At 69.1% G+C, this 19,875-nt stretch carries 17 protein-coding genes; 6 read left to right on the top strand and 11 right to left on the bottom strand.

All coding sequences use genetic code 11. From position 1 onward, the window contains the following. The first annotated feature begins 61 nt into the window (after positions 1 to 61). Both ACO07H_RS05515 and ACO07H_RS05510 read left to right on the top strand, forming a co-directional pair. Positions 62 to 1,609, top strand: a complete 1,548-nt coding sequence (locus tag ACO07H_RS05515) for a methyl-accepting chemotaxis protein (RefSeq protein WP_422011968.1) — start codon at positions 62 to 64, stop codon at positions 1,607 to 1,609. Positions 1,610 to 1,641: 32 nt separating this feature from the next. Then, positions 1,642 to 1,959 carry an energy transducer TonB gene (locus ACO07H_RS05510; RefSeq protein WP_422011966.1) on the top strand — a complete coding sequence of 106 codons (318 nt, stop codon included), beginning with the start codon at positions 1,642 to 1,644 and terminating at the stop codon, positions 1,957 to 1,959. A 51-nt stretch (positions 1,960 to 2,010) separates the two neighbouring features. Here the strand turns inward: ACO07H_RS05510 and ACO07H_RS05505 are convergent, their stop codons facing one another. Then, complete coding sequence (locus tag ACO07H_RS05505; protein WP_422011964.1) at positions 2,011 to 3,177, bottom strand: benzoate/H(+) symporter BenE family transporter; 1,167 nt, start codon at positions 3,175 to 3,177, stop codon at positions 2,011 to 2,013. 53 nt (positions 3,178 to 3,230) lie between these two features. Between ACO07H_RS05505 and ACO07H_RS05500 the strand changes: the two genes are divergently transcribed. Beyond that, positions 3,231 to 3,998, top strand: a complete 768-nt coding sequence (locus tag ACO07H_RS05500) for a class II glutamine amidotransferase (protein WP_422011962.1) — start codon at positions 3,231 to 3,233, stop codon at positions 3,996 to 3,998. Positions 3,999 to 4,001: 3 nt separating this feature from the next. Here ACO07H_RS05500 and ACO07H_RS05495 read toward each other — a convergent pair whose 3' ends face one another. The 6 genes from ACO07H_RS05495 to ACO07H_RS05470 all read right to left on the bottom strand — a co-directional run bounded on the left by ACO07H_RS05495 (position 4,002) and on the right by ACO07H_RS05470 (position 11,752). Next, on the bottom strand, positions 4,002 to 5,339 hold the full coding sequence (locus ACO07H_RS05495; protein ID WP_422011960.1) for an APC family permease: 1,338 nt from the start codon (positions 5,337 to 5,339) through the stop codon (positions 4,002 to 4,004). Between the two features lie 264 nt (positions 5,340 to 5,603). Next, a complete protein-coding gene (locus ACO07H_RS05490) occupies positions 5,604 to 7,451 on the bottom strand; it encodes a potassium transporter Kup (RefSeq protein WP_422018592.1) in 1,848 nt (615 codons plus the stop codon). Positions 7,452 to 7,635: 184 nt separating this feature from the next. Then, positions 7,636 to 8,901, bottom strand: coding sequence for a glutamate--cysteine ligase (gene gshA / locus ACO07H_RS05485; protein WP_422011958.1), 1,266 nt, complete (start codon positions 8,899 to 8,901; stop codon positions 7,636 to 7,638). A 206-nt stretch (positions 8,902 to 9,107) separates the two neighbouring features. Then, the gene (locus tag ACO07H_RS05480) at positions 9,108 to 10,637 is read right to left on the bottom strand and encodes an ammonium transporter (RefSeq protein ID WP_422011956.1); all 1,530 of its coding nucleotides are present in this window, start codon (positions 10,635 to 10,637) and stop codon (positions 9,108 to 9,110) included. A 31-nt stretch (positions 10,638 to 10,668) separates the two neighbouring features. Then, the gene (glnK, locus tag ACO07H_RS05475; RefSeq protein WP_119041111.1) at positions 10,669 to 11,007 is read right to left on the bottom strand and encodes a P-II family nitrogen regulator; all 339 of its coding nucleotides are present in this window, start codon (positions 11,005 to 11,007) and stop codon (positions 10,669 to 10,671) included. Between the two features lie 16 nt (positions 11,008 to 11,023). Then, complete coding sequence (locus ACO07H_RS05470; RefSeq protein WP_422011953.1) at positions 11,024 to 11,752, bottom strand: TorF family putative porin; 729 nt, start codon at positions 11,750 to 11,752, stop codon at positions 11,024 to 11,026. 260 nt (positions 11,753 to 12,012) lie between these two features. Between ACO07H_RS05470 and ACO07H_RS05465 the strand changes: the two genes are divergently transcribed. The 3 genes from ACO07H_RS05465 to ACO07H_RS05455 are packed head-to-tail and all read left to right on the top strand — an operon-like array spanning position 12,013 to position 15,443. Beyond that, a complete protein-coding gene (locus ACO07H_RS05465) occupies positions 12,013 to 13,536 on the top strand; it encodes a YifB family Mg chelatase-like AAA ATPase (RefSeq protein ID WP_422011951.1) in 1,524 nt (507 codons plus the stop codon). Positions 13,537 to 13,585: 49 nt separating this feature from the next. Further along, positions 13,586 to 14,410 carry a class I SAM-dependent methyltransferase gene (locus tag ACO07H_RS05460; RefSeq protein ID WP_422011949.1) on the top strand — a complete coding sequence of 275 codons (825 nt, stop codon included), beginning with the start codon at positions 13,586 to 13,588 and terminating at the stop codon, positions 14,408 to 14,410. Between the two features lie 19 nt (positions 14,411 to 14,429). Beyond that, the gene (locus tag ACO07H_RS05455) at positions 14,430 to 15,443 is read left to right on the top strand and encodes a glycosyltransferase family 4 protein (protein ID WP_422011947.1); all 1,014 of its coding nucleotides are present in this window, start codon (positions 14,430 to 14,432) and stop codon (positions 15,441 to 15,443) included. A 10-nt stretch (positions 15,444 to 15,453) separates the two neighbouring features. On the opposite strand, the gene ACO07H_RS05450 is transcribed toward ACO07H_RS05455, so the two are convergent. From ACO07H_RS05450 to ACO07H_RS05435, 4 genes are all read right to left on the bottom strand, one after another. Further along, positions 15,454 to 16,008 carry a protein phosphatase CheZ gene (locus ACO07H_RS05450; RefSeq protein WP_422011945.1) on the bottom strand — a complete coding sequence of 185 codons (555 nt, stop codon included), beginning with the start codon at positions 16,006 to 16,008 and terminating at the stop codon, positions 15,454 to 15,456. Positions 16,009 to 16,135: 127 nt separating this feature from the next. Continuing rightward, positions 16,136 to 16,981, bottom strand: a complete 846-nt coding sequence (locus ACO07H_RS05445) for a DUF2520 domain-containing protein (protein ID WP_422011943.1) — start codon at positions 16,979 to 16,981, stop codon at positions 16,136 to 16,138. Between the two features lie 5 nt (positions 16,982 to 16,986). Beyond that, positions 16,987 to 17,751: a class I SAM-dependent methyltransferase gene (locus ACO07H_RS05440; protein WP_422011941.1), complete on the bottom strand. Its 765-nt coding sequence runs from the start codon at positions 17,749 to 17,751 to the stop codon at positions 16,987 to 16,989. Between the two features lie 82 nt (positions 17,752 to 17,833). Then, positions 17,834 to 19,867, bottom strand: coding sequence for an alkaline phosphatase (locus ACO07H_RS05435; RefSeq protein ID WP_422011939.1), 2,034 nt, complete (start codon positions 19,865 to 19,867; stop codon positions 17,834 to 17,836). Positions 19,868 to 19,875 lie beyond the last annotated feature (8 nt).

The raw sequence follows: 19,875 nt of genomic DNA, 5'->3' as shown, positions 1-19,875 counted from the left end.
GAATCAAGAGCGGCGCACCGGCCGCCATCACCCCAAGTTTCCGTACAAGGAACCTCACGCAATGAACTTCCTGACGCAACTGCGCATTGGCCAACGGCTGGCCGTGAGCTTCGGCCTGCTGATCCTGCTGCTGGTGGGGATCGGCATCTACGGCGCGTCCAACGCGAACCGCCTGGCCAAGGACCTGGACAGCGTGGCGAACTCCAGCCTGCTGAAGATCCAGGCGGCCAACCAACTGGAAGGCCAGGTCAACATCATTTCGCGCGCCGTGCGTGACCTGCTGCTGCTGGACACAGCCGGTGCCATCAAGAAGCAGAAGAAGGCCATCGCCGACGCACTGACCGAGGCCGAAACCCAACTCGTCAGCCTCGAAAAGGCGCCGGAGGACGACGAGGAGAAAGACATCGTCGCCGACGTCCGCCAGCAAAAGACCAAGTTCCTGGCCGCGCTGGAAAAGTTCCAGAAGACCCAGGCCGACGGCAGCCCCGACGAGGCCCGCGAGAGCCTGATCACCGACCTGCGCCCCGCCCAGCAGGCGCTGCAGGACGGCTTGAAGAAGTTGGTGGATCAGCAGTTCGGCAGCGGCCACCATCTGGCAGCTTCCGGTGGCGACCTGGCGCGTTCCTCAGTGCTGTTGACGACGGCGCTCGTCATCGTGGCCGCCATCATCGGCATCGGCGGCGGCCTGGTCATCACCCGCTCCATCGTCGGCCCGGCCCGCAAGGCGCAGGCGGCCGCCCAGGCCATCGCCGCCGGTGACCTGACGCAGGACATCCAGGTCGAAGGACGCGACGAGCTGAGCCAGATGCTGCAGGCCATGAAGGACATGCAGACCGCGCTGTCCGGCGTGCTGCGCGACGTGTCCACGGCCGCCAGCGAGGTGGCCCACAACTCCGGCTCCATCGCCGACAGCAACTCCAACCTGGCCGACCGCACCACGCGTTCCGCGGCAAGCCTGCAGAACACGGCCGCATCCGTCGAGCAGATCGCCTCCACGCTCAAGGGCGCCAGCGAGCTGACCCGCCGCGCCGCCGGCATCGCCGTGACGGCCCGCCAGTCGGCCAGCAACGGCGGCGCCGTGGTCTCCAAGGTCGTCGAGACCATGGAAGAGATCAGCGCCAGCTCCAAGAAGATTGGCGACATCATCGGCGTCATCGACGGCATCGCCTTCCAGACCAACATCCTGGCGCTGAACGCGGCGGTGGAAGCCGCGCGTGCCGGCGAGCACGGCCGCGGCTTCGCCGTCGTCGCCTCCGAAGTGCGCGCGCTGGCGCAGCGCTCGGCCGGTGCCGCCAAGGAGATCAAGGTGCTGATCCAGGAATCGACCGTCAAGGTCGAGAACGGCACCACGCTGGTCAACAACGCCGGCGTGACCATCCGCAGCGTCGTCGACGAAGTCAACAACATGGGCCAGCTGATCGAGGAGATCTCGCACTCGGCCCAGGAGCAGGCCGCCGGCGTGGGCGTCGTCAACGGCGCGATGAATGAACTGGACAAGGCCACGCAGCAGAACACCAGCCTGGTGGGTGAACTCAGCCGCTCGGCCGATGCGCTGCGCGACAGCTCCACCCGCCTGATCGACGCGGTCGGTTTCTTCCGCGCCGCCTGAGCCCCATCCCCTATCCCACGAGGTCTGTCACCATGTCGTTCCTGCGTTCCGCCACCGTCCTCGCCGCCACGCTGATGCTGGCCCTGGCCGCCCACGCCACGCCCAAGGTCGTCAAGAAGGTGCCGCCGGACTTCCCGGCCGAGGCGTCCAAGAAGGGCATCTCCACGGGCACCGTCAAGGCCAAGCTGACCATCGAAGCCGACGGCAAGGTCAGCGACGTCGAGATCGTCGAAAGCGAACCCAAGCGCGTCTTCGACCGCGCCGTGAAGACGGCGCTGATGGAGTGGAAGTTCGAGCCCGGCGAAAAGGGCACCCACGAAGTCAAGCTCGTCTTCAAGAACGAAGACTGAGAGCCGGCCTCGCACAGTGCCTGCGCACTGTGCGTCGCGCACCGAGCGCCGCTAGGCCGCTGGGCGCCGCCACGAGGCGACCGCGATGGCGATGCCTCCGGCCACGACGGCCCAGAAGGCGGCGCCGATGCCAAAAAGGTTTAACCCGGACAGCCCGACGAGAAAGGTCAGGATGGCCGCGTCCCGGTGGGCCTCGTCCTTCAGCGCGGCGGCCAGCGCACCGGCGATGGTGCCCAGCAGCGCCAGGCCGGCGATGGCCGCGACCAGCTCGCGCGGGAAGGCCGACAGCAGCATCGCCACCGCACCGCCGGCCAGGCCGACGAGGATGTAGAACAGCCCGGCCGCCACGGCCGCCGTGTAACGCCGCGCCGGTTCCTCGTGCGCCTCGCGGCCCATGCAGATGGCGGCCGTGATGGCGGCCAGGTTGAAGGCGTAGCCACCGAAGGGTGCGAGCAGCGTGGTGGCAGCGCCGGTCACGGCCACGCTGGCGGACACCGGCGTGCGGTAGCCGCTGGCGCGCTGCGCCGCGACGCCAGGCAGGTTCTGCGAGGCCATGGTCACAAGGAACAGCGGCACGGCCACGCCGATGGTGGCGCTCCAGCTGAATTCGGGCGTCGTCCACACCGGCAGCGCGAAGACGTGCGAGGTGTCGACACCGGCGAAGCTCAGCTGCCCCTGCGCCAGCGCCACGGCAACGCCCACGAGCAGCACGCCGGGCACCGCATAACGCGGCCACAGCTTGCGGCCGGCGAGATAGGCCACGGCCATCGCAAGCACGAGCACGGGCTGGGTCTTCACGCTGACGACGGCGTCCAGCCCGAAGCGCGCCAGCACCCCGGCCAGCAGTGCCGACGCAATCGCGATGGGGATGCGGTCCATCAGTTTCTCGAACAGCCCGCTGGCGCCGGCCGCGACGATCAGCAGCCCGCAGACGATGAAGGCGCCCACGGCCTCGGGCATGGCCACGCCGGCCGTGGACGCCAGCAGCGCGGCGCCGGGCGTGGACCAGGCGGTCAGGATGGGCTGGCGCGTCCACAGGCTCAGGCCCAGGCTGGTGAGACCCATGCCCAGGCCCAGCGCCCACAGCCACGAGGCGGTCTGCGCCGGCGTGGCGCCGAGAGCCACGGTGGCCTGGAAGATGATGGCGACCGAACTGGTGTAGCCCACCAGCACCGCGACGAAACCGGCCACTACGGTGGACGGCGAAAAATCTTGCATGACCGAACGCATGCGGCCAGCATAGCCGCCACCTCATGGATGGAGTCCGCGGCATGTGCCGTTTCCTGGCCTACTCGGGCGACGCGATCTTTCTGGAAGACCTGGTCTGCAAACCGCGCCATTCGCTGGTGCGCCAGAGCCTGCAGGCCTCGCAAGCCCAGTCCGCAACCAACGGCGACGGCTTCGGCATCGGCTGGTATGGCGAGCGCGACGAGCCGGGCATCTACCGCGAGGTCATGCCGGCCTGGAGCGACGAGAACCTGCTGGCGCTGTGCGCCAACGTGCGCTCGCGGCTGTTCATGGCGCATGTGCGCGCGGCCACCGGCGGCGGCGTGTCGCGGCTGAACTGCCACCCGTTTCATTTCGGCAGGTTCCTGTTCATCCACAACGGCCAGGTGGGTGATTTCCCGCGCGTGCGTCGTGCGATGGAGGCGCAGCTGCCCGACGCTTTCTACGACCTGAAGCGCGGCGCGACGGACTCGGAACTGCTCTTCCTGCTGCTGATGGCGCGTATCAACGCCGGCGCAACGGTGGAGGCCGCGCTGGGCCGGGTCCTGCACGACACGGCCGACGGGATGGAACAGCGGGGCGTGACGACGCCGCTGCGCTTCTCGGCCGCGCTGGCCGACGGCGAGCAGCTGTGGGCCGTGCGCTGGGCCAGCGACGACAAGCCGCCCAGCCTCTACCTGAAGCCCCAGCCGGGCGGCTGGGCGATCGCGTCCGAACCGCTGGGCGACGACGCCGAGGCCTGGTCGCCGGTGGACAGGGGCGAGGTCGTGCGCGTGCACGACGGCCGCATCGAGCGCCGGCCGCTGGGCTGACGCTCAGCCCGAGCGGCGCTCCACCAGCATCAGCAGCAGCGCGCCGGCCGCCAGCACCGCCACGCCCGCGACGGCGCCGGTCTTCACGTAGACCAGGCTGGCCCACAGCAGCCAGCCGCTGCAGGCACTGAACAGCAGCGGCAGCCATGGGTACAGCGGCACGCGGAACGGCCGCGGCGCGTCGGGCTCGCGCCGGCGCAGCACGATCAGCGCCCCGCCGCTGAGCGTCAGGAAGCCCCAGTAGACCGGCGACAGGTAGTCCACCATCGTCGCGAAGCCGCCGCGGGTCAGGTCGCCCAGGCCCACCAGCAGCAGCGCCACGGTGGACGTGGCCAAGACGGCTGCGCTCGGCGTGCCACGTCTTGCGTTCCAGCGCGCCAGCCGCCACTGGGCGGCGCGGTCGCGCGCGGCCGCATAGGTGGTGCGCGGGCCGGCGATGAGGATGGCGTTGATGACCGACACCGCCGTGAGCGTGACGACGCCCACCATCAGCAGCTCGCCACCGCGGCAGAAGGCCAGGCGCATCAGCGCGCCGGCCGGCGCCTCGCTGCCGGCCAGACCCGGCAGGCCCAGCACGCGCACATAGGCCCAGTTGGCCAGCAGGTAGAACGCCGTCACGAGGCCCAGGCCCAGCAGCAGCGCCCGCACGATGCCGCGCCGGCCGTCGCGCATCTCGGCAGACAGCGTGGCCGCATCGCTCCAGCCGCCGTAGGCCAGGAACACGAACACCATCGCCGTGCCCCAGTCGGCCTGCGGTGCAGCGCTGCCCAGCGTGGCGGCCGGCTGGCCGGCCAGGTGCTGCGCACCCGCGCCCAGGCCCACCATCAACAGGCCGGCCAGCACCAGCGCCGCCAGGCCGAGCTGCGTGCCCAGGCCCACGCGCACGCCCAGCAGGTTCAGACCCGTCAGCGCAACGATGAGGCCCGCGGCGAGCAGCGCGCTCGCGTGTGTGCCCAGCCAGGGCGTCAGGTCCACGGCCTGCGCGATGTAGTCGCCGAAGACGAAGCCCAGCAGCGCCATGGAGCCGGTGTGGATGACGGCGAAGCGCGACCACGCGAACAGGAAGCCCAGCCGCTGGCCGTAGGCGCGGCGCAGGAAGTGGTAGTCACCGCCGGCGTCCGGGAACGCCGCGGCCAGCTCGGCAAAGCACAGCGCGCCAACGAACGACAGCAGGCCGCCCAGCACCCAGGCCAGGTAGAGCTGCCAGGCCTCGGGCAGCGCCTGCGCGACCATGGGCGAGGTCTTGAAGATGCCGGCACCGACGATCATGCCCACGCACAGCGCGGCCGCGTGGCGCGCGCCGAGGCGGCGCTCGGGCTGGGCGGGGGCGGTGTGGATCATGGGCAGGCGATGCTACCGGTGCGCCGTCGGCCGCGCGCCGCGTGCCCTCACGCGCAAGCGTTCTGAGCCACGGCGTGTGAAGCCGGTTAGCCGCGCTGCGCACGCGCCACGCCTGTTGCTACGCCGCGGCCGGCACTCGGTGCTGCTGGTGACGCGGCTACCGCCAGCCGGACGGCGAGTGGCCGGTGAACCTGAAGAAGGTGTGCCGCCCGACCGAACATTGCGTGTCGCAGGCTGGAGGCCAGCAGCGCGTAGGGGGTGGGCCTAAATTTCGACCTTGGAGCCGAGCTCGACGATCCGGTTCGTGGGCAAATGCAGAAAGTCCGCCGCCGCCGCCGCATTGCGGTGCATGCCGGCGAACAGCTTCTCGCGCCACAGCGCCATGCCGGAGCCGATGGTCGGGATGACGATGTCGCGGCTGAGGAAGTAGCTGGTCTCCATCTCCTCCAGCTGCACGCCCTGCTTCGTCAGCAGCGCCAGCGCCTCGGGCACGTCGGGCTCGTCCTTGAAACCGAAGTGCAGCGCCACCTGCCAGCAGCTGTTGCCCAGTGCCTCGACCTCGCAGCGATGCGCCACGTCAATCCACGGCACCTCGTGGTGCTTCACGGTGACGAAGATGTTCTGCTCGTGCAGCACCTTGTTGTGCTTGAGGTTGTGCAGCAGCGCGTTGGGCGTGGAGCCCTTCTCGGCGGACAGGAACACGGCGGTGCCGGCCACACGCGTGGGCGGGCTGATGAAGACGGCTTCCAGGAAGACGTTCAGCTCGATGGCGTCCTCGCGCAGCTTGTTGGACAGCAGCCGGCGGCCCTGCTTCCAGGTCAGCATCAGCGTGAACATGCCGATACCGATCAGCAGCGGGAACCAGCCGCCAGCCATCACCTTCAGCAGGTTGGAGGCGAGGAAGGTCACGTCGATGATGAAGAAGAGGCCGGTGGCCGCGAGGCACAGCGCCAGCGGGTAGCGCCAGCCGTAGCGGATGACGAAGAAGGTCATCACGGTGGTGATGGTCATGTCGATGGTGACGGCCACGCCATAGGCGCCGGCCAGCTTGCTGGACGAGCCGAAGAACACCACGGCGGCCACCACCAGCGCGAACAACCCCCAGTTGATGAAGGGCACATAGATCTGGCCGGTGTCGCGCACACTGGTGTGCACCACGCGCAGCCGCGGCAGGATGCCGAGCTGGATGGCCTGCTTGGTGACCGAGAACGCTGCCGTGATGAGCGCCTGCGAGGCGACGATGGCCGCCGCGGTGGCGAGCAGGAACAACGGGATCTCGGCCCAGTCCGGCGCGAGCAGGAAGAACGGGTTCTCGACGCCGCGCGGGTTGTCCAGCAGCATGGCGCCCTGGCCGAAGTAGTTCAGCACGAGGGACGGCATGACGATGCCGTACCAGGCGATGCGGATGGGCTTCTTGCCGAAGTGGCCCAGGTCGGCATACAGCGCCTCGCCGCCCGTGACGACCAGCACGACGGCGCCCAAGGCGACGAAGGCGATCCACTTGTGGTCGTTGCAGAAGGCGTAGGCGTAGGCCGGGTTGACGGCCGCCAGCACCCGGGGGTTGTCGAAGATGTGGGTGACGCCCAGCACCGCCAGCGTCAGGAACCACAGCAGCATGACGGGCCCGAAGGCCTTGCCGATGCCGCCGGTGCCGAAGCGCTGCACCGAGAACAGCCCGGCGATGACGATGAGTGTCACCGGCAGGATGGCGTCCTTGTACTGCGGTTCGTAGACGTTGATGCCCTCGACGGCGCCCAGCACGGTCATGGCCGGCGTGATGACGGCGTCGCCGAAGAAGATGGCCGTGCCGAACAAGCCCACCAGCATCAGCCCGCGGCGCAATGGCGGCTTGTCGTTCACGGCGTTGGTGGCCAGCGCCAGCATCGCGATCAGGCCGCCCTCGCCATTGTTGTCGGCGCGCAGGATGAGCAGCACGTACTTGACCGAGACGACGATGGTCATCGTCCAGAACAGCAGCGAGAGCACGCCCAGGATGTTCTCGGGCGTCGTGGCCACGTGGCCGCCATGGAACACCTCCTTCAGTGCATACAGGGGGCTGGTGCCGATGTCGCCATAGACGACCCCCAGCGCACCGAGGGTGAGGCCCGCCATCGCCGAGGGGCTGCGGGCCGCGTGGGAAGAACTCACGTCGAGAGCACCACCGGCTTGGGGTGGCGTTTGTTCGAAAGTGCGGATTCTGCGCCCGGTTCCCGTGATTGGTGCAATGCAGCAAAACCACAGGGCCGGGGCTTGACGCCCGCCCTGCTCGCGGCGTAATGGCGCGTCAGCCGCGCCGTCAGGCCGCCTCGGCTTCGGCCTGCGGGTCGGTCGCCTCCAGCTCGTAGCTGGCCGCCAGCATCGCCAGGCGGCCGATGACGCCATACATGTAGAAGCGGTTGGGGGCACTGACGCCCGGCTTCTCGCCGGGACGGGGCAGGTGGGGCGATTCGGCGAAGGCCAGCGGCACGTAGCTGGCGCCCGGCGTGTTCAGGTTCTCGTCGATGCCGCGGCCGGCGTGCACGCGGTAGAAGCCGCCCACGACGTAGCGGTCCATCATGTAGACGACCGGCTCGGCCACGGCCTCGTGCACGCGCTCGTGCGTGGGCACGCCCTCCTGCACGATGACTTGCTGGCCGAGGTTCTCGGGCAGGTGCTCGGCCAGGGCCTCGATGTCCTTGGCGTCGCGCACCGTCATCACGCCCTTGCCGTAGCTGCCCACGTCGCTCTTGATGATGACGAAGGGCTTCTCGTTGATGCCGTATTCCTTGTACTTGCGGCGCACCTTGGTGAGCTGGGCGTCGGCGGCGGTCTGCAGTGCCTCCAGGCCCGATCGGCCGTGCAGGTCCACGCTGGTGGACATGGGCGTGATCAGCCAGGGGTCCATGCCCAGCAGCTTGCCGAAGCGCTTGGCCACTTCCTCGTAGGCGCGGAAGTGCTGGCTCTTGCGCCGCACCGTCCAGCCGGCATGCAGCGGCGGCAGCAGGTATTGCTCGTGCAGGCCCATCAGCTGCGGCGGCGTGCCGGCCGACAAGTCGTTGTTGAGCAGCACGGTGCAGGGATCGAAACCCTTGAGCATCAGCCGGCCGCGCTTGCGCACCAGGGGCTCGAGGGTGATGCTGCCGCCGTTGGCGATGGGCAACTCGGTGGGCTCGGTGACCGTGGTGTCCAGCGTGCCGAAGCGCACGTTCAGGCCGGCCTGCGTGAAGATGCGCGCCAGCGTGGCCAGGTTGTCCAGGTAGAAGCTGCACTTCGCGCCGGTCTCGGGGATGACAAGCAGGTTGCGCGCCTCCGGGCAGATCTTCTCGATGGCCGCCATGGCCGCCTGCACGGCCTGGGGCAGCATCTGCGCGGTGAGGTGGTTGAAGCCGCCGGGAAAGAGGTTGGTGTCCACCGGCGCCAGCTTGAAACCGGCGTTGCGCAGGTCCACCGACGCGTAGAACGTGGGCGTGTGCTCCATCCACTCCAGCCTGAACCAGCGTTCCGTGGCCGGCATGGATTCCAGGACGCGGGCCTCCAGCTCGTTGATGGGGCCGCTCAGGGCGGTGATCAGATGGGGAACCATGACGGGATGATCTCAGAGTCAGACGGACCGGGCGACGCACTTGGGGGCGGCCGGGCGGAACACAAGATGCGCCGGGCGCGTTGGCGCGCGATCAGCATAAGGCCGCCACCGCCATGAAAAAAGCCGCCCCGAGGGGCGGCTCCACTTGAGCGGCGGCCGGCGAGCAGGCCCGGCCGCAGGGAGATCACTCGTCGGTCACTCGGGCGTCACTTGTGATAGGCCGTCTCGCCGTGCGACGAGATGTCCAGGCCTTCGCGCTCTTCCTCTTCGGTGACACGCAGGCCGATGGTCAGGTCGACCAGCTTGTAGGCGATCACGGACACCACGCCGGACCACACCAGCGTCAGGCCGACGGCCTTGGCCTGGGCGATGAACTGGGTGGCGATGGAGTAGGCCTCCGGCGTGATGGCCGTGGCCGTGACCCAGTCGCCGACGGCGCTCGGGCCGCCCAGCGACGGGCTGTTGAACACGCCCGTCAGCAGTGCGCCGACGATGCCACCGACACCGTGGACGCCGAACACGTCCAGCGAGTCGTCCGCACCCAGCAGCTTCTTCAGGCCGGTCACGCCCCACAGGCAGGCGAAGCCGGCGACGATGCCGATGACCAGACCGCCACCGATGCCGACGTTGCCGGCGGCCGGCGTGATCGCGACGAGGCCGGCGACGGCACCCGACGCGGCACCCAGCATCGAGGCCTTGCCCTTCAGCAGCGCCTCACCCACGCACCAGGCCAGCACGGCGGCAGCCGTGGCCGCCAGCGTGTTGAAGAAGGCCAGGGCCGCGAAGCCGTTGGCTTCCAGCGCGGAGCCGGCGTTGAACCCGAACCAGCCCACCCACAGCAGCGCGGCACCGACCATCGTCAGCGTCAGGCTGTGCGGCGTGAACGACTCCTTGCCGTAGCCGATGCGCTTGCCGACCATGAAGGCACCCACCAGGCCCGCGACGGCGGCGTTGATGTGCACGACCGTGCCACCGGCGAAGTCCAGCGCGCCCCACTGCCAGATCAGGCCGGCCTTGCTGTTCATCTCGTCGACGACACCCGCGGCCGTGTAGGCGTCCGGGCCCATCCAGAACCAGACCATGTGGGCCATCGGGATGTAGCTGAAGGTGAACCACAGCGCCAGGAATGCGAGCACGGCGGAGAACTTCATGCGTTCGGCGAAGGCGCCGATGATCAGGCAGGCGGTGATGCCGGCGAAGGTCGCCTGGAAGCCCGCGAACACGATCTCGTACATCGGCGTGCCCTTGCTGAAGGTCGCGCCGGTGGCGAAGGTGCCTGCGACGTTGTCCCACAGGCCCTTCATGAACAGCCGGTCCGTGCCGCCGATGAACCTGTTGCCTTCGGTGAACGCGAAGCTGTAGCCGTACAGCACCCACAGCACGACGATCAGCGAGAAGCCGACCGTGACCTGCATCAGCACCGACAGCATGTTCTTGCTGCGCACCAGGCCGCCGTAAAACAGCGCGAGGCCGGGCACCGTCATCATGATGACGAGCAGCGTGGACAACAGCATCCACGCGGTGTCGCCCTTGTTGGGCACGGGGGCCGGGGCGGAGGCTGCTTCGGCCGCGGCAGAGGCGGCCACGGCCGGCGCAGAGGCCGCGGCGTCGACCACCGCCGAGGCGGCGGCGACAGCGGCGGTGGCCGCAGGGGCGGATGCAGCGTCCTGGGCCCAGACAGCGACCGGGACGAGCGCGGCCGCCGCGAAGGCGAGGCCGGCGAGGAGTTTCTTCATTTGTGCTTGCTCCAACGTGTTGCGGTCTGGGTCAGAGGGCGTCGTTGCCCGTCTCACCCGTGCGAATGCGAACGACCTGGTCCAGCGGCGACACGAAGATCTTGCCGTCGCCGATCTTGCCGGTGCGCGCCGAGGATTCGATGGCCTCGATGACGCGCTCGACGACGTCCTCGTTGACGGCCGCCTCGATCTTGACCTTGGGCAGGAAGTCGACGACGTACTCGGCGCCCCGGTACAGCTCGGTGTGGCCTTTCTGGCGGCCGAAGCCCTTGACCTCGGTGACCGTCAGGCCCTGCACGCCGATCGCGCTCAGCGCCTCACGCACCTCGTCGAGCTTGAACGGCTTGATGACGGCAGTGATCAGTTTCATGTCGCGCTCCCTTGAATCAGAAGGTCTTCTTCAGGCCGACCACGAAGGTCGTCTTGCCCATGAACTTGCCGTTCACCGGGCTGGCATAGGCCGTCTTGTTCGCATCGGTGCCGACGATGGCGCCGCTGAGCACCAGCCCGGCGAAGTCCTTGGCCAGCGTCAGCGAGTAATCGGTGTACGAGGCCGCCGAGTTGTGCTTGACCGTCTGGTGGCCCACGTGCGGCGTCAGCGTCAGGCCGTCGCCGAGGTCGACGTTGGCCGACACGTCGAGGTAGCCGGAGTTCTTGCTGGACGGGAAGCCGAACAGGTTGGTCGTGCTGTGCGAATACTTGGCCGTGAAGGGCCCGTAGCTCAGCGCGCCATAGACCTCCAGCGTGTTGGCGCTCGGGTTGAGCTTGTTGCTGGGGTACAGGTACTGCAGCACCCCCACGTCCAGCGTCAGGCCCTTGGAGATCTCGGTCTTGTAGCCGCCGTACAGGTCCAGCTCGAAGTCGGCATCGCCGCCGGCGTCCTTGATCCACTTGATCGTGGAGGCCCAGGTACCGACGTAGAAGCCGCTCGGGTCCGCGTAGTCGATGCCGCCTTGCAGGGCGGGCTTCAGGCGGGTCTGGGAGATGCCGCGATAGCGGTACTCGGTCACGGCGCCGACATTGAACGACAGCGGGTCCGGCGCCGGCTCGTCGGCCAGCGCGGGCAGTGCCACCGCAGCCAGGGCCAGGACGAGCAGCGAAGGGGACAACTTCATGGCGGGATCTCCTGTTGAAAAGTGGGTAAGAACCAAGTCCGGTGGGTCATTTGCAGCTTCCGTGCCAAGCGCCGCATGCCGCCGTGCCGCACGAATCCGGGCCGGCTGCACCGCCGCCCCAGGCGAGCGCACCAAATCGAACACAACCAGCGCCGCCGATGCACCATTGAAGTGCGCACATGGGAAAAGCTCCGGCCCGGACGAGACACCCCGCGGCTAGACTGGTTTTTCAACCCGCGCCTGCACCTGCTCGCCGACCGATGAGCCTCGCCACCGTCCACTCCCGCGCCCTCGACGGCCTGGCTGCCGCGCCGGTCACGGTGGAGGTGCACCTGGCCAACGGACTGCCGTCGTTCACCGTCGTGGGCCTGGCGGACACGGAAGTGAAGGAAGCCCGCGAGCGCGTGCGGGCGGCGCTGCAGAACAGCGGGCTGTCTTTTCCAACCAACAAGCGCATCACGGTCAACCTCGCGCCGGCCGACCTGCCCAAGGAAGGCGGCCGCTTCGACCTGCCGATGGCGCTGGGCCTGCTCGCGGCCAATGGCCAGATCGACGCCGCGCGGCTGGCACGCTTCGAGTGTGCCGGTGAGCTGTCGCTGGCCGGCGAACTGCGCCCGGTGCGCGGCGCGCTCGCCATGGCGCTGGCGCTGCGCCAAGACGGCGGGCAGCGCGAACTGCTGCTGCCCGAGACCAGCGCCGCCGAGGCCGCGCTCGTCGACGGGCTCGTAGTGCGCCAGGCCAGGCACCTGCTCGACGTCGTCGCCGCGCTGCAGCCCGAGGGCGAGACCCTGCCCCGCGCGGCCGCCCTGCCACGGGAGCGCCCGGCCGGCCTGCCCGACCTTGCCGACATCAAGGGCCAGGCCGCGCCCAAGCGCGCGCTGGAGATCGCCGCTGCCGGAAACCACAGCCTGCTGATGGTGGGCCCGCCCGGCACGGGCAAGTCCATGCTGGCCCAGAGGCTGGCCAGCCTGCTGCCACCGCTGGACGACGAGGCAGCCCTGGAGTCCGCCGCCGTGCTCAGCTTGGCAGGCCACTTCGACATCACACGCTGGGGACAGCGCCCCATGCGCGCGCCCCACCATTCGGCCTCCAGCGTAGCCCTCGTCGGCGGCGGCTCACCACCTCGGCCGGGCGAGATTTCGCTGGCTCAGCACGGGGTGCTCTTCCTCGACGAGCTGCCAGAGTTCCCGCGCGCGGCGCTGGAAGCGCTGCGCGAGCCGCTGGAGACCGGCCGCATCCTGATCTCGCGCGCCGCACGCCAGGCCGAGTTCCCGGCGCGCTTCCAGCTGGTCGCCGCCATGAACCCCTGCCCCTGCGGCCACCTGGGCAACCCCTTGCGCGCCTGCCGCTGCACGCCCGACCAGGTGTCGCGCTACCAGGGCCGGCTCAGCGGGCCCTTCCTGGACCGCATCGACCTGCTCATCGAGGTGCCCATGATCCCGGCGCGCGAGCTGCAGGATCTGGCACCGGGCGAACGCAGCACCGCCGTCGCGGCACGCGTTGCGGCGGCACGCGAACAGGCGATCGCACGCCAGGGCGTCGCCAACGCGCAGTTGCAGGCGCAGAACTTGGCCACCCATGCCGCGCTGGAGCCCGCCGCGAAGGCCTTGCTGGAGCGCTCTGCAGAACGCCTGGGCTGGTCGGCACGCAGCTTCCACCGCGTGCTGCGCGTGGCCCGCACCGTGGCCGACTTGGGCCGCGCCGAAGCCATCGGCGCCGCTCATATGGCCGAGGCAATCCAGCTCAGGCGCGGCCTGCCGGGCGCCGCGGGGATGACCCCGTAACCTCACGGCCATCGCCCTGGCGACTTTCATTCCTCAAACCACAACTGCCATGTCCCACATCTCGCCTGTTCGCACGGATGCTTCTCATGCCGAGGAACTGAAATCAGGTGATCGCTATGAGTTCGGCGCCAATTGGGCACGCTTCCTGCGCACCCTGAACGAGCAAAAGATCCTCGAAGCAGAGGCAAGCCTGAAGAAGATGCTGGCGATCTCCGACCTGGCCGGCAAGACCTTTCTCGACATCGGCAGCGGCAGCGGCCTGTTTTCGCTGGCGGCGCGGCGCCTGGGCGCCGCCGTGATGTCCTTTGATTACGACCCGCAGTCCGTGGCCTGCACGCAGGAACTGAAGAACCGATTCTTCAAGGACGACACGAACTGGCACATCCAAACGGGCTCCGCATTGGACGTCGACTACGTCAACGGCCTAGGAAAGTTCGATATCGTCTATTCGTGGGGCGTGCTCCACCACACCGGAAACATGTGGCTGGCGCTAGAGAACGCGACTCTGCCGGTGCGCGACGATGGCAAGCTCTTCATCGCGCTGTACAACTATCAGCCCTTTGCCAGCCGTTACTGGACCGCCATGAAGCGCGCATACAACAGGCTGAAAATCACACGGCCGCTGATCTTCGCAATCCACGCCATTTATCCCATGCTGCCCAGCATTCTGCTGAAACTGGCGCGTGGCCAAAAATATGATCGCGGCATGAACCCCTGGCACGATCTGCACGACTGGCTGGGCGGATATCCCTTCGAGGTTTCAAAGCCCGAAGAGATTTTCGACTTTTACAAGCGGCACGGTTTCCGACTCGAAAAACTCCGGACCGTGGGCGGTCGCATGGGTTGCAACGAATTCGTCTTCGACAAGACCTGACCTGATTGCGCCGTCCACCATGTTGAAAGTTGCCGCCTTCACCGGCGGAGAAAATGTCCCGGGCGCCCGCTTCAGGATCCGGCAGCATATTCCCGCGCTGCAGGCTCTCGGCGTCGATCTGACCGAGTTCGCCGCGCCGCTGGGCATGTACCCGCCGCGCAGCCGGCTCGCCCGCCCTTTGTGGGGCGTGGCCACGCTCGCGGCCCGGCTGCCGGGCATCGTGCGCTCGCACGGTTTCGACATGACTTGGTTGCAGCGCGAGATGCTGTCCAAGTACGTGACGCTGGAGCCGCTGACGCGCGCACCGCGCGTGTTGGACGTGGACGACGCAATCTGGCTCTACCGGCCGGGCCGCTTCGCCCCCAAGCTTGCGCGCCTGTGCGCCGGTGTCATCTGCGGCAACAGCTATCTGGCCGAGAACTTCGAGCGATGGAACCCCAACATCGCCATCGTCCCGACGGCGGTGGACACCCGGCGTTTCACGCCAGCGCCCCCCAGCGATGAACTCGTCATCGGCTGGTCGGGCACGAGCGGTGGCTACGAATACTTCCGGCCTATCGAGACTGCCTTCGCTGCCGTCTTGCAGCGCTTTCCGGAGGCGCGACTGCGTATCGTCTCCGACCGCCCGCCCACGTTCACGCACATTCCCCCTGAACGCATCGAATACATCCCGTGGTCGCCCGACAACGAGGTCACCGCCATCCAGGGGATGAGCGTGGGAATCATGCCCTTGCTGGACACCCCTTGGGCCCGTGGCAAGTGCAGCTTCAAGATGCTGACCTACATGGCCTGCGGCGTTCCGGTCGTCGCCACGCCGGTTGGCATGAATGCCGACGTGCTCGCAGCCGGCGATTGCGGCCTGGGTGCGCGCAGCGTGGATGACTGGGTCGATGCGCTGACCATGCTGCTGCGCGAACGCAGCCTGGCCCGGGCCTATGGCCGCACGGGCCGGCAGATCATCGTCGAGCGGTATTCATCCGAGGTCGTGGCGCCCGCCCTCAAGCAGGCGCTCACGCGGTTCGCCGGCCGCTAGGCCACCGGGATCAGAAGCCCAGGCTGGCCAGCAGGTCGTCCACGTCGTCCTGCTTGAGCGCCTTGTCCGGCGTCTGCACGCCGCCCAGTTCCTGCGGCGCGGCGGCTGCGACGGGCGCGGGCAGCGAGGAGATCAGGTCCTTGAGCGGCGGCTCGGCGCGCTCCAGCATCTTGCTGACCTTGTTGATGACCTGGCCGGAGAGATCCTGGAAGTCCTGCGACATCATGATCTCGGTGTGCAGCGACTTCTCGCGCGCCGCAAAGCTCGCCGCATCGGACGCGTAGGCGGCGCACAGCTTCATCAGCGCGCGCGCACGCTCCTGGCTGATGTTGCTGGACAGCGCCAGGCGGTTCAGCGCGTCCGACAGCTCGCGGCCCTTCTTGCGCACGGCCTCGGCGTCTTCCTGCGCGGCCTCCACGAGGTTGAGCACCTTGGTGGCGGCCTGCTCCGTCATGCTGCGCACGTACTGCAGGCGCTCGCGCGCATCGGGCAGCTCGTCCACCACGTTGTGCAGGATCTGGGCCGCATCGGCTCGGATCAAGGTCTGGATGGACGCGTCGGACATGCGGGACTCCCTTGGGGCAAAGCCGGGCACAACGTCCGGCACGAGGCAGTTTAGGACCGCACCCCTGCCGCACGCGCACCTCGGCGGCGGCCGAACGCGGCCTTTGTCACGGCCGCCGCCCACGCATTCAGCGGCCCTGCAGCAGCGCACGCAGCGCCGTGGCCTGCGCCACGTCCAGCCGGCCGGCCGCAGTGGCGAGCGCGAGTTGCCGCAGGCCCAGTTCGCGCAGCAGGCCGGCGTCCAGCCCCGCGACCGCCAGCGCCTCCAAGTGCCGGGCCAGCACACCGGCATCGCCGCGCGCGATGGGGCCGGAGACGGCCCCAGCCAGGCCGCGGGCGAGCGCGGCGTCCAGCGCGCCGCGGGTCAGCGGTGCCAACGCCGGCAAGGCCTCGGCCGAGTCCAGCCCCGCGGCGGTCCACAGCGCCTGGGCCTCGGCCAGCACGGCCAGCACGCCGCTGGCGGCCAGGTTGGCCGCGGCGTGGTACGCGGCCCGCGCGCCGGCACCCATCGGCGACGGCAACGGCAGCGGCACCAGGCCGAGCGCCCGGGCCAGCGCCAGCAGGGCGGGCCGGTGCGCGTCACCCGCCTCGATGCCCACATGCGCGCCGGCAAGCCCTGCATCGCCCGCCAGCAGCTTCAACGGATGAAAGCCCGCCGCGGCAGGCGCGGGCGCCAGCGCGGCGAGCGGCGTCGCGCCGCTGCAGTGCAGCGCCAGCTGCCCGACTCGCCACGGCAAGGCCGCAGCCGTCGCGGCGATGTGGTCGTCGGGCACGGTCAGCCAGACCCAGTCGGCCTGCGCAGCCGCGTCGGCGGCTGTGAGTTCGCCGCCGCGCGCTGAACGGCGGCCGATGAGCACGCGCTCACCCGCCGCCTGCAACGCCGGCACCAGCGCCCGCGCCAGCCGGCCATACCCGATCACGGCATGGGCCACGGGCCGGCCGGGGCGAGCGGCCTCCGGCGTGAGGCGCTCCACGCCGGTCAGGGCTTGACGAACTTCAGCGTCATGCGGTCGCTCTCGCCGATGGCCTGGTACTTCGCGCGATCCTTGTCCTTCAGCGCGTAGGTGGGTGGCAGCGTCCACACGCCTTCGGGGTGGTCGGCCGTGTCCTTGGGGTTGGCGTTGACCTCGCTGCGACCAGCCAGCTTGAAGCCCGCGGCCTCGGCGAACTTGATGACGGTGGCCTCGTGCACGTAGCCGGTGCTGGCCTTGGCGTCCTGCGTGCGCGCGGCCGGCAGGCGGTGCTCCTCGACGCCCAGCGTGCCGCCGGACTTGAGCGCCTTGAACGCGGCGTCGAACACGGCCTGCGCACTGCCGTCGTTCATCCAGTTGTGCACGTTGCGGAAGGTCAGCACCGCGTCGGCGCTGCCGGGCGGGGCGATGTCGAGCTGGCCCTTGGCCGGGTCGAAGGTGGTGATCTTGACCTTGCCGTAGACGGCGGCCGAGTCCATCTTGGCCTTGAAGCGGGCACCGCCTCCGGCGGCATAGAGCTGGCCGCCCTCGCGCAGGTAGGGCGCCAGGATCTCGGTGTACCAGCCGCCGCCGGGCGACAGCTCGACAACCGTGTCGCCGGGCTTGATGCCGAAGAAGCTCAGCGTTTCGTAGGGGTGGCGCGCCGGGTCGCGCGCGACGTTGCCGACGCTGCGGTGGTCGGCCGCGACGGCCGCCTTCAGCGGGTCGGCGGACTGGGCTTGGGCGGCAGCCGCGACGGCAACCAGCGCGAGGGCGATGAGCGGGTTCTTCATGGGCAGGGGTCTCCTTGGTGCGGGCCAGTATCCCGCCTGCGCCATGACCCTGCCGAAGGTCAGCCGAACCGCCCGCGCGGCATCAGCGCTTCGGCTTTGGTGGACGTTTCGCGCCGCTCGAATCGGCCGGCGCGACGACGCCCTTCACGGCCGCCTGCGCGAGCTTGAAGAACACGTCCGTGTTGTCGATGACGCCGGTGAACGCGAGCGCGCCCGGGCCGTAGGCCGACAGCGGCACGTCGGTGGCCGTGTGCACGGCCTGCTCGCCGGGCACCTGGCCGGTGACGAGGTACTCGCCCAGCGCGTCGTCGCGCTCGGCCGCGTTGGCGGGGTACCACTTCAGCGGCGCCTCGACCGCGAACGGCTGCTGGCTGTCGCGCTGCGGCGTCTTCTTGGTGCGCCAGTCTTCGTAGCGGTCGGCGTTGGCGCCATAGCCCACCAGCAGGCGATAGTCGATGTCGGTGGTCTCGGGGTAGCCGTCGGCGGCCAGGCGGTAATGCGGGAAGCCAGCCTTCTCGTAGGTGCCGACCACGCCGTTGCGCAGGTTGGCCACACCCTTCTTGGTGGCCAGGTCCACCAGCGCCTTGTCGGTGACCGTGGACCCGCCGATCAGCGCGGCGCCGGAGCATTCGTGGTCGGCCGTGACGATGACGATCGTGTCGCCCTGTTCGGCCGCGAAGTCCTGCGCCACGCGCACGGCGCGGTCGAACTCCAGCGTGTCCAGCATCCAGCGCTCGGTGTCCATGTTGTGCGCCTGCTTGTCGATGGACGCGCCTTCGATCATCAGCACGAAGCCCTTGGGTGACTTCTTCAGCACGTTGATCGCCTTGGCGGCCATCTCGTCCAGCATGGGCTGGTCGGGCAGGCCGAAGTCGTCGACGACGCTGGCGCCAGAGAGACCGTTCTTGTCCGCGCCGCGGCGGCCGTTGATCTTGTCCAGCGCCACGTTCATGTTGGAGAACGCGAACAGGCCCAGCAGCGGCTTGGTGGCATCGGCCTTGTCCAGGTCCGCCTTGGTGGCCACGTAGCCGAAGCCGGCGGACTGGAACTCGCGGATCAGGTCGCGGCCCTTGTCCAGCGCGCCGGCGGACACGCCCCAGCGCTTGACGATCTCGGCCGTGTGCGGGTCGCTCGCCGAGAAGGCGTAGTCGTTGCTCTCGGTGCGCGCCGAGCCCGGTGTACCGGCCGGCAGGAACCACTTGCGGCCGCCGCCCATCAGCACGGTCAGGCCGGTGTGGCTGCGGTCGTCGAAGAACTGGTCGACGATGCCGGTGCCCGCGCCGCGGTTGCTGGTGTGCACCGCGTTGCCGGCGGGCGTGGCGTCGAACACGTCAGCCGTCGTGACGATGCCCAGCTGCTTGCCCTGCGTGCGGTGCAGGTACTCGGACAGGTACTCGACGCGCGGGTTGTCGAACGGGTCGGTCGTGTCGTCGGGGAACACGCCCTCCTCGTTGTTGTTGTTCTTGTTGCCGCTGACGTAGCTGGTCATGCCGGGCGACGAGTCCGTGACGATGGAGTTCAGCGACGAGGTCTTGACCAGCGCCGTGGCCGAGAACGTGTCCATCGCCAGCGGCTGCAGCGCCTTGCCCTGCGCATAGCCGTGCACGATGCGCGCGGCGGTGCGCTGCGAGGCGCCCATGCCGTCGCCGAGCAGGATGATGATGTTCTTCACCTTCGGACCCATCGCGCTGGTGAACGGCACGACCTCGAAGTTGCCCTGGGCGACGACCTTCTGGCCATCGGCCTGCGTGGCTTCGACGCTGAACACGTGCTTGCCGGCGGCGTCGCTGCTGACGGCGCGCACGGTGGCGATGGCCGTCTCGGCGCTCGCGCCCTTCACGCAGCCGGTCGTGCAATCACGCAGCGCGACGGTGACGCCCACCGGCCTGCCGTCGACGAGGAAGCGCGCGGCCGTGATCTTCTGGCCGGCGTCGGGTTTGATGGTGGCCTGCAGGTCGAAGCGCTGGCCGGGCAGGAAGCGCGCGATGACCGGGTCGGCACGGCCGCTGGCGAACAGCTCGCTGGGCGGCGTGAGGCGCGTCACGGTGGGCGCGGCAGCGGCAGAGCCGGCGGCGAAGGCCGCGAGAGCGGCAAGGAGAACGGTGTGGTGTTTCATCGGCGATG

Source organism: Roseateles sp. (genome assembly GCF_965229315.1).
GTDB lineage: Bacteria > Pseudomonadota > Gammaproteobacteria > Burkholderiales > Burkholderiaceae_C > Pelomonas.
This window is presented reverse-complemented; position numbering and strand designations above follow the sequence as displayed.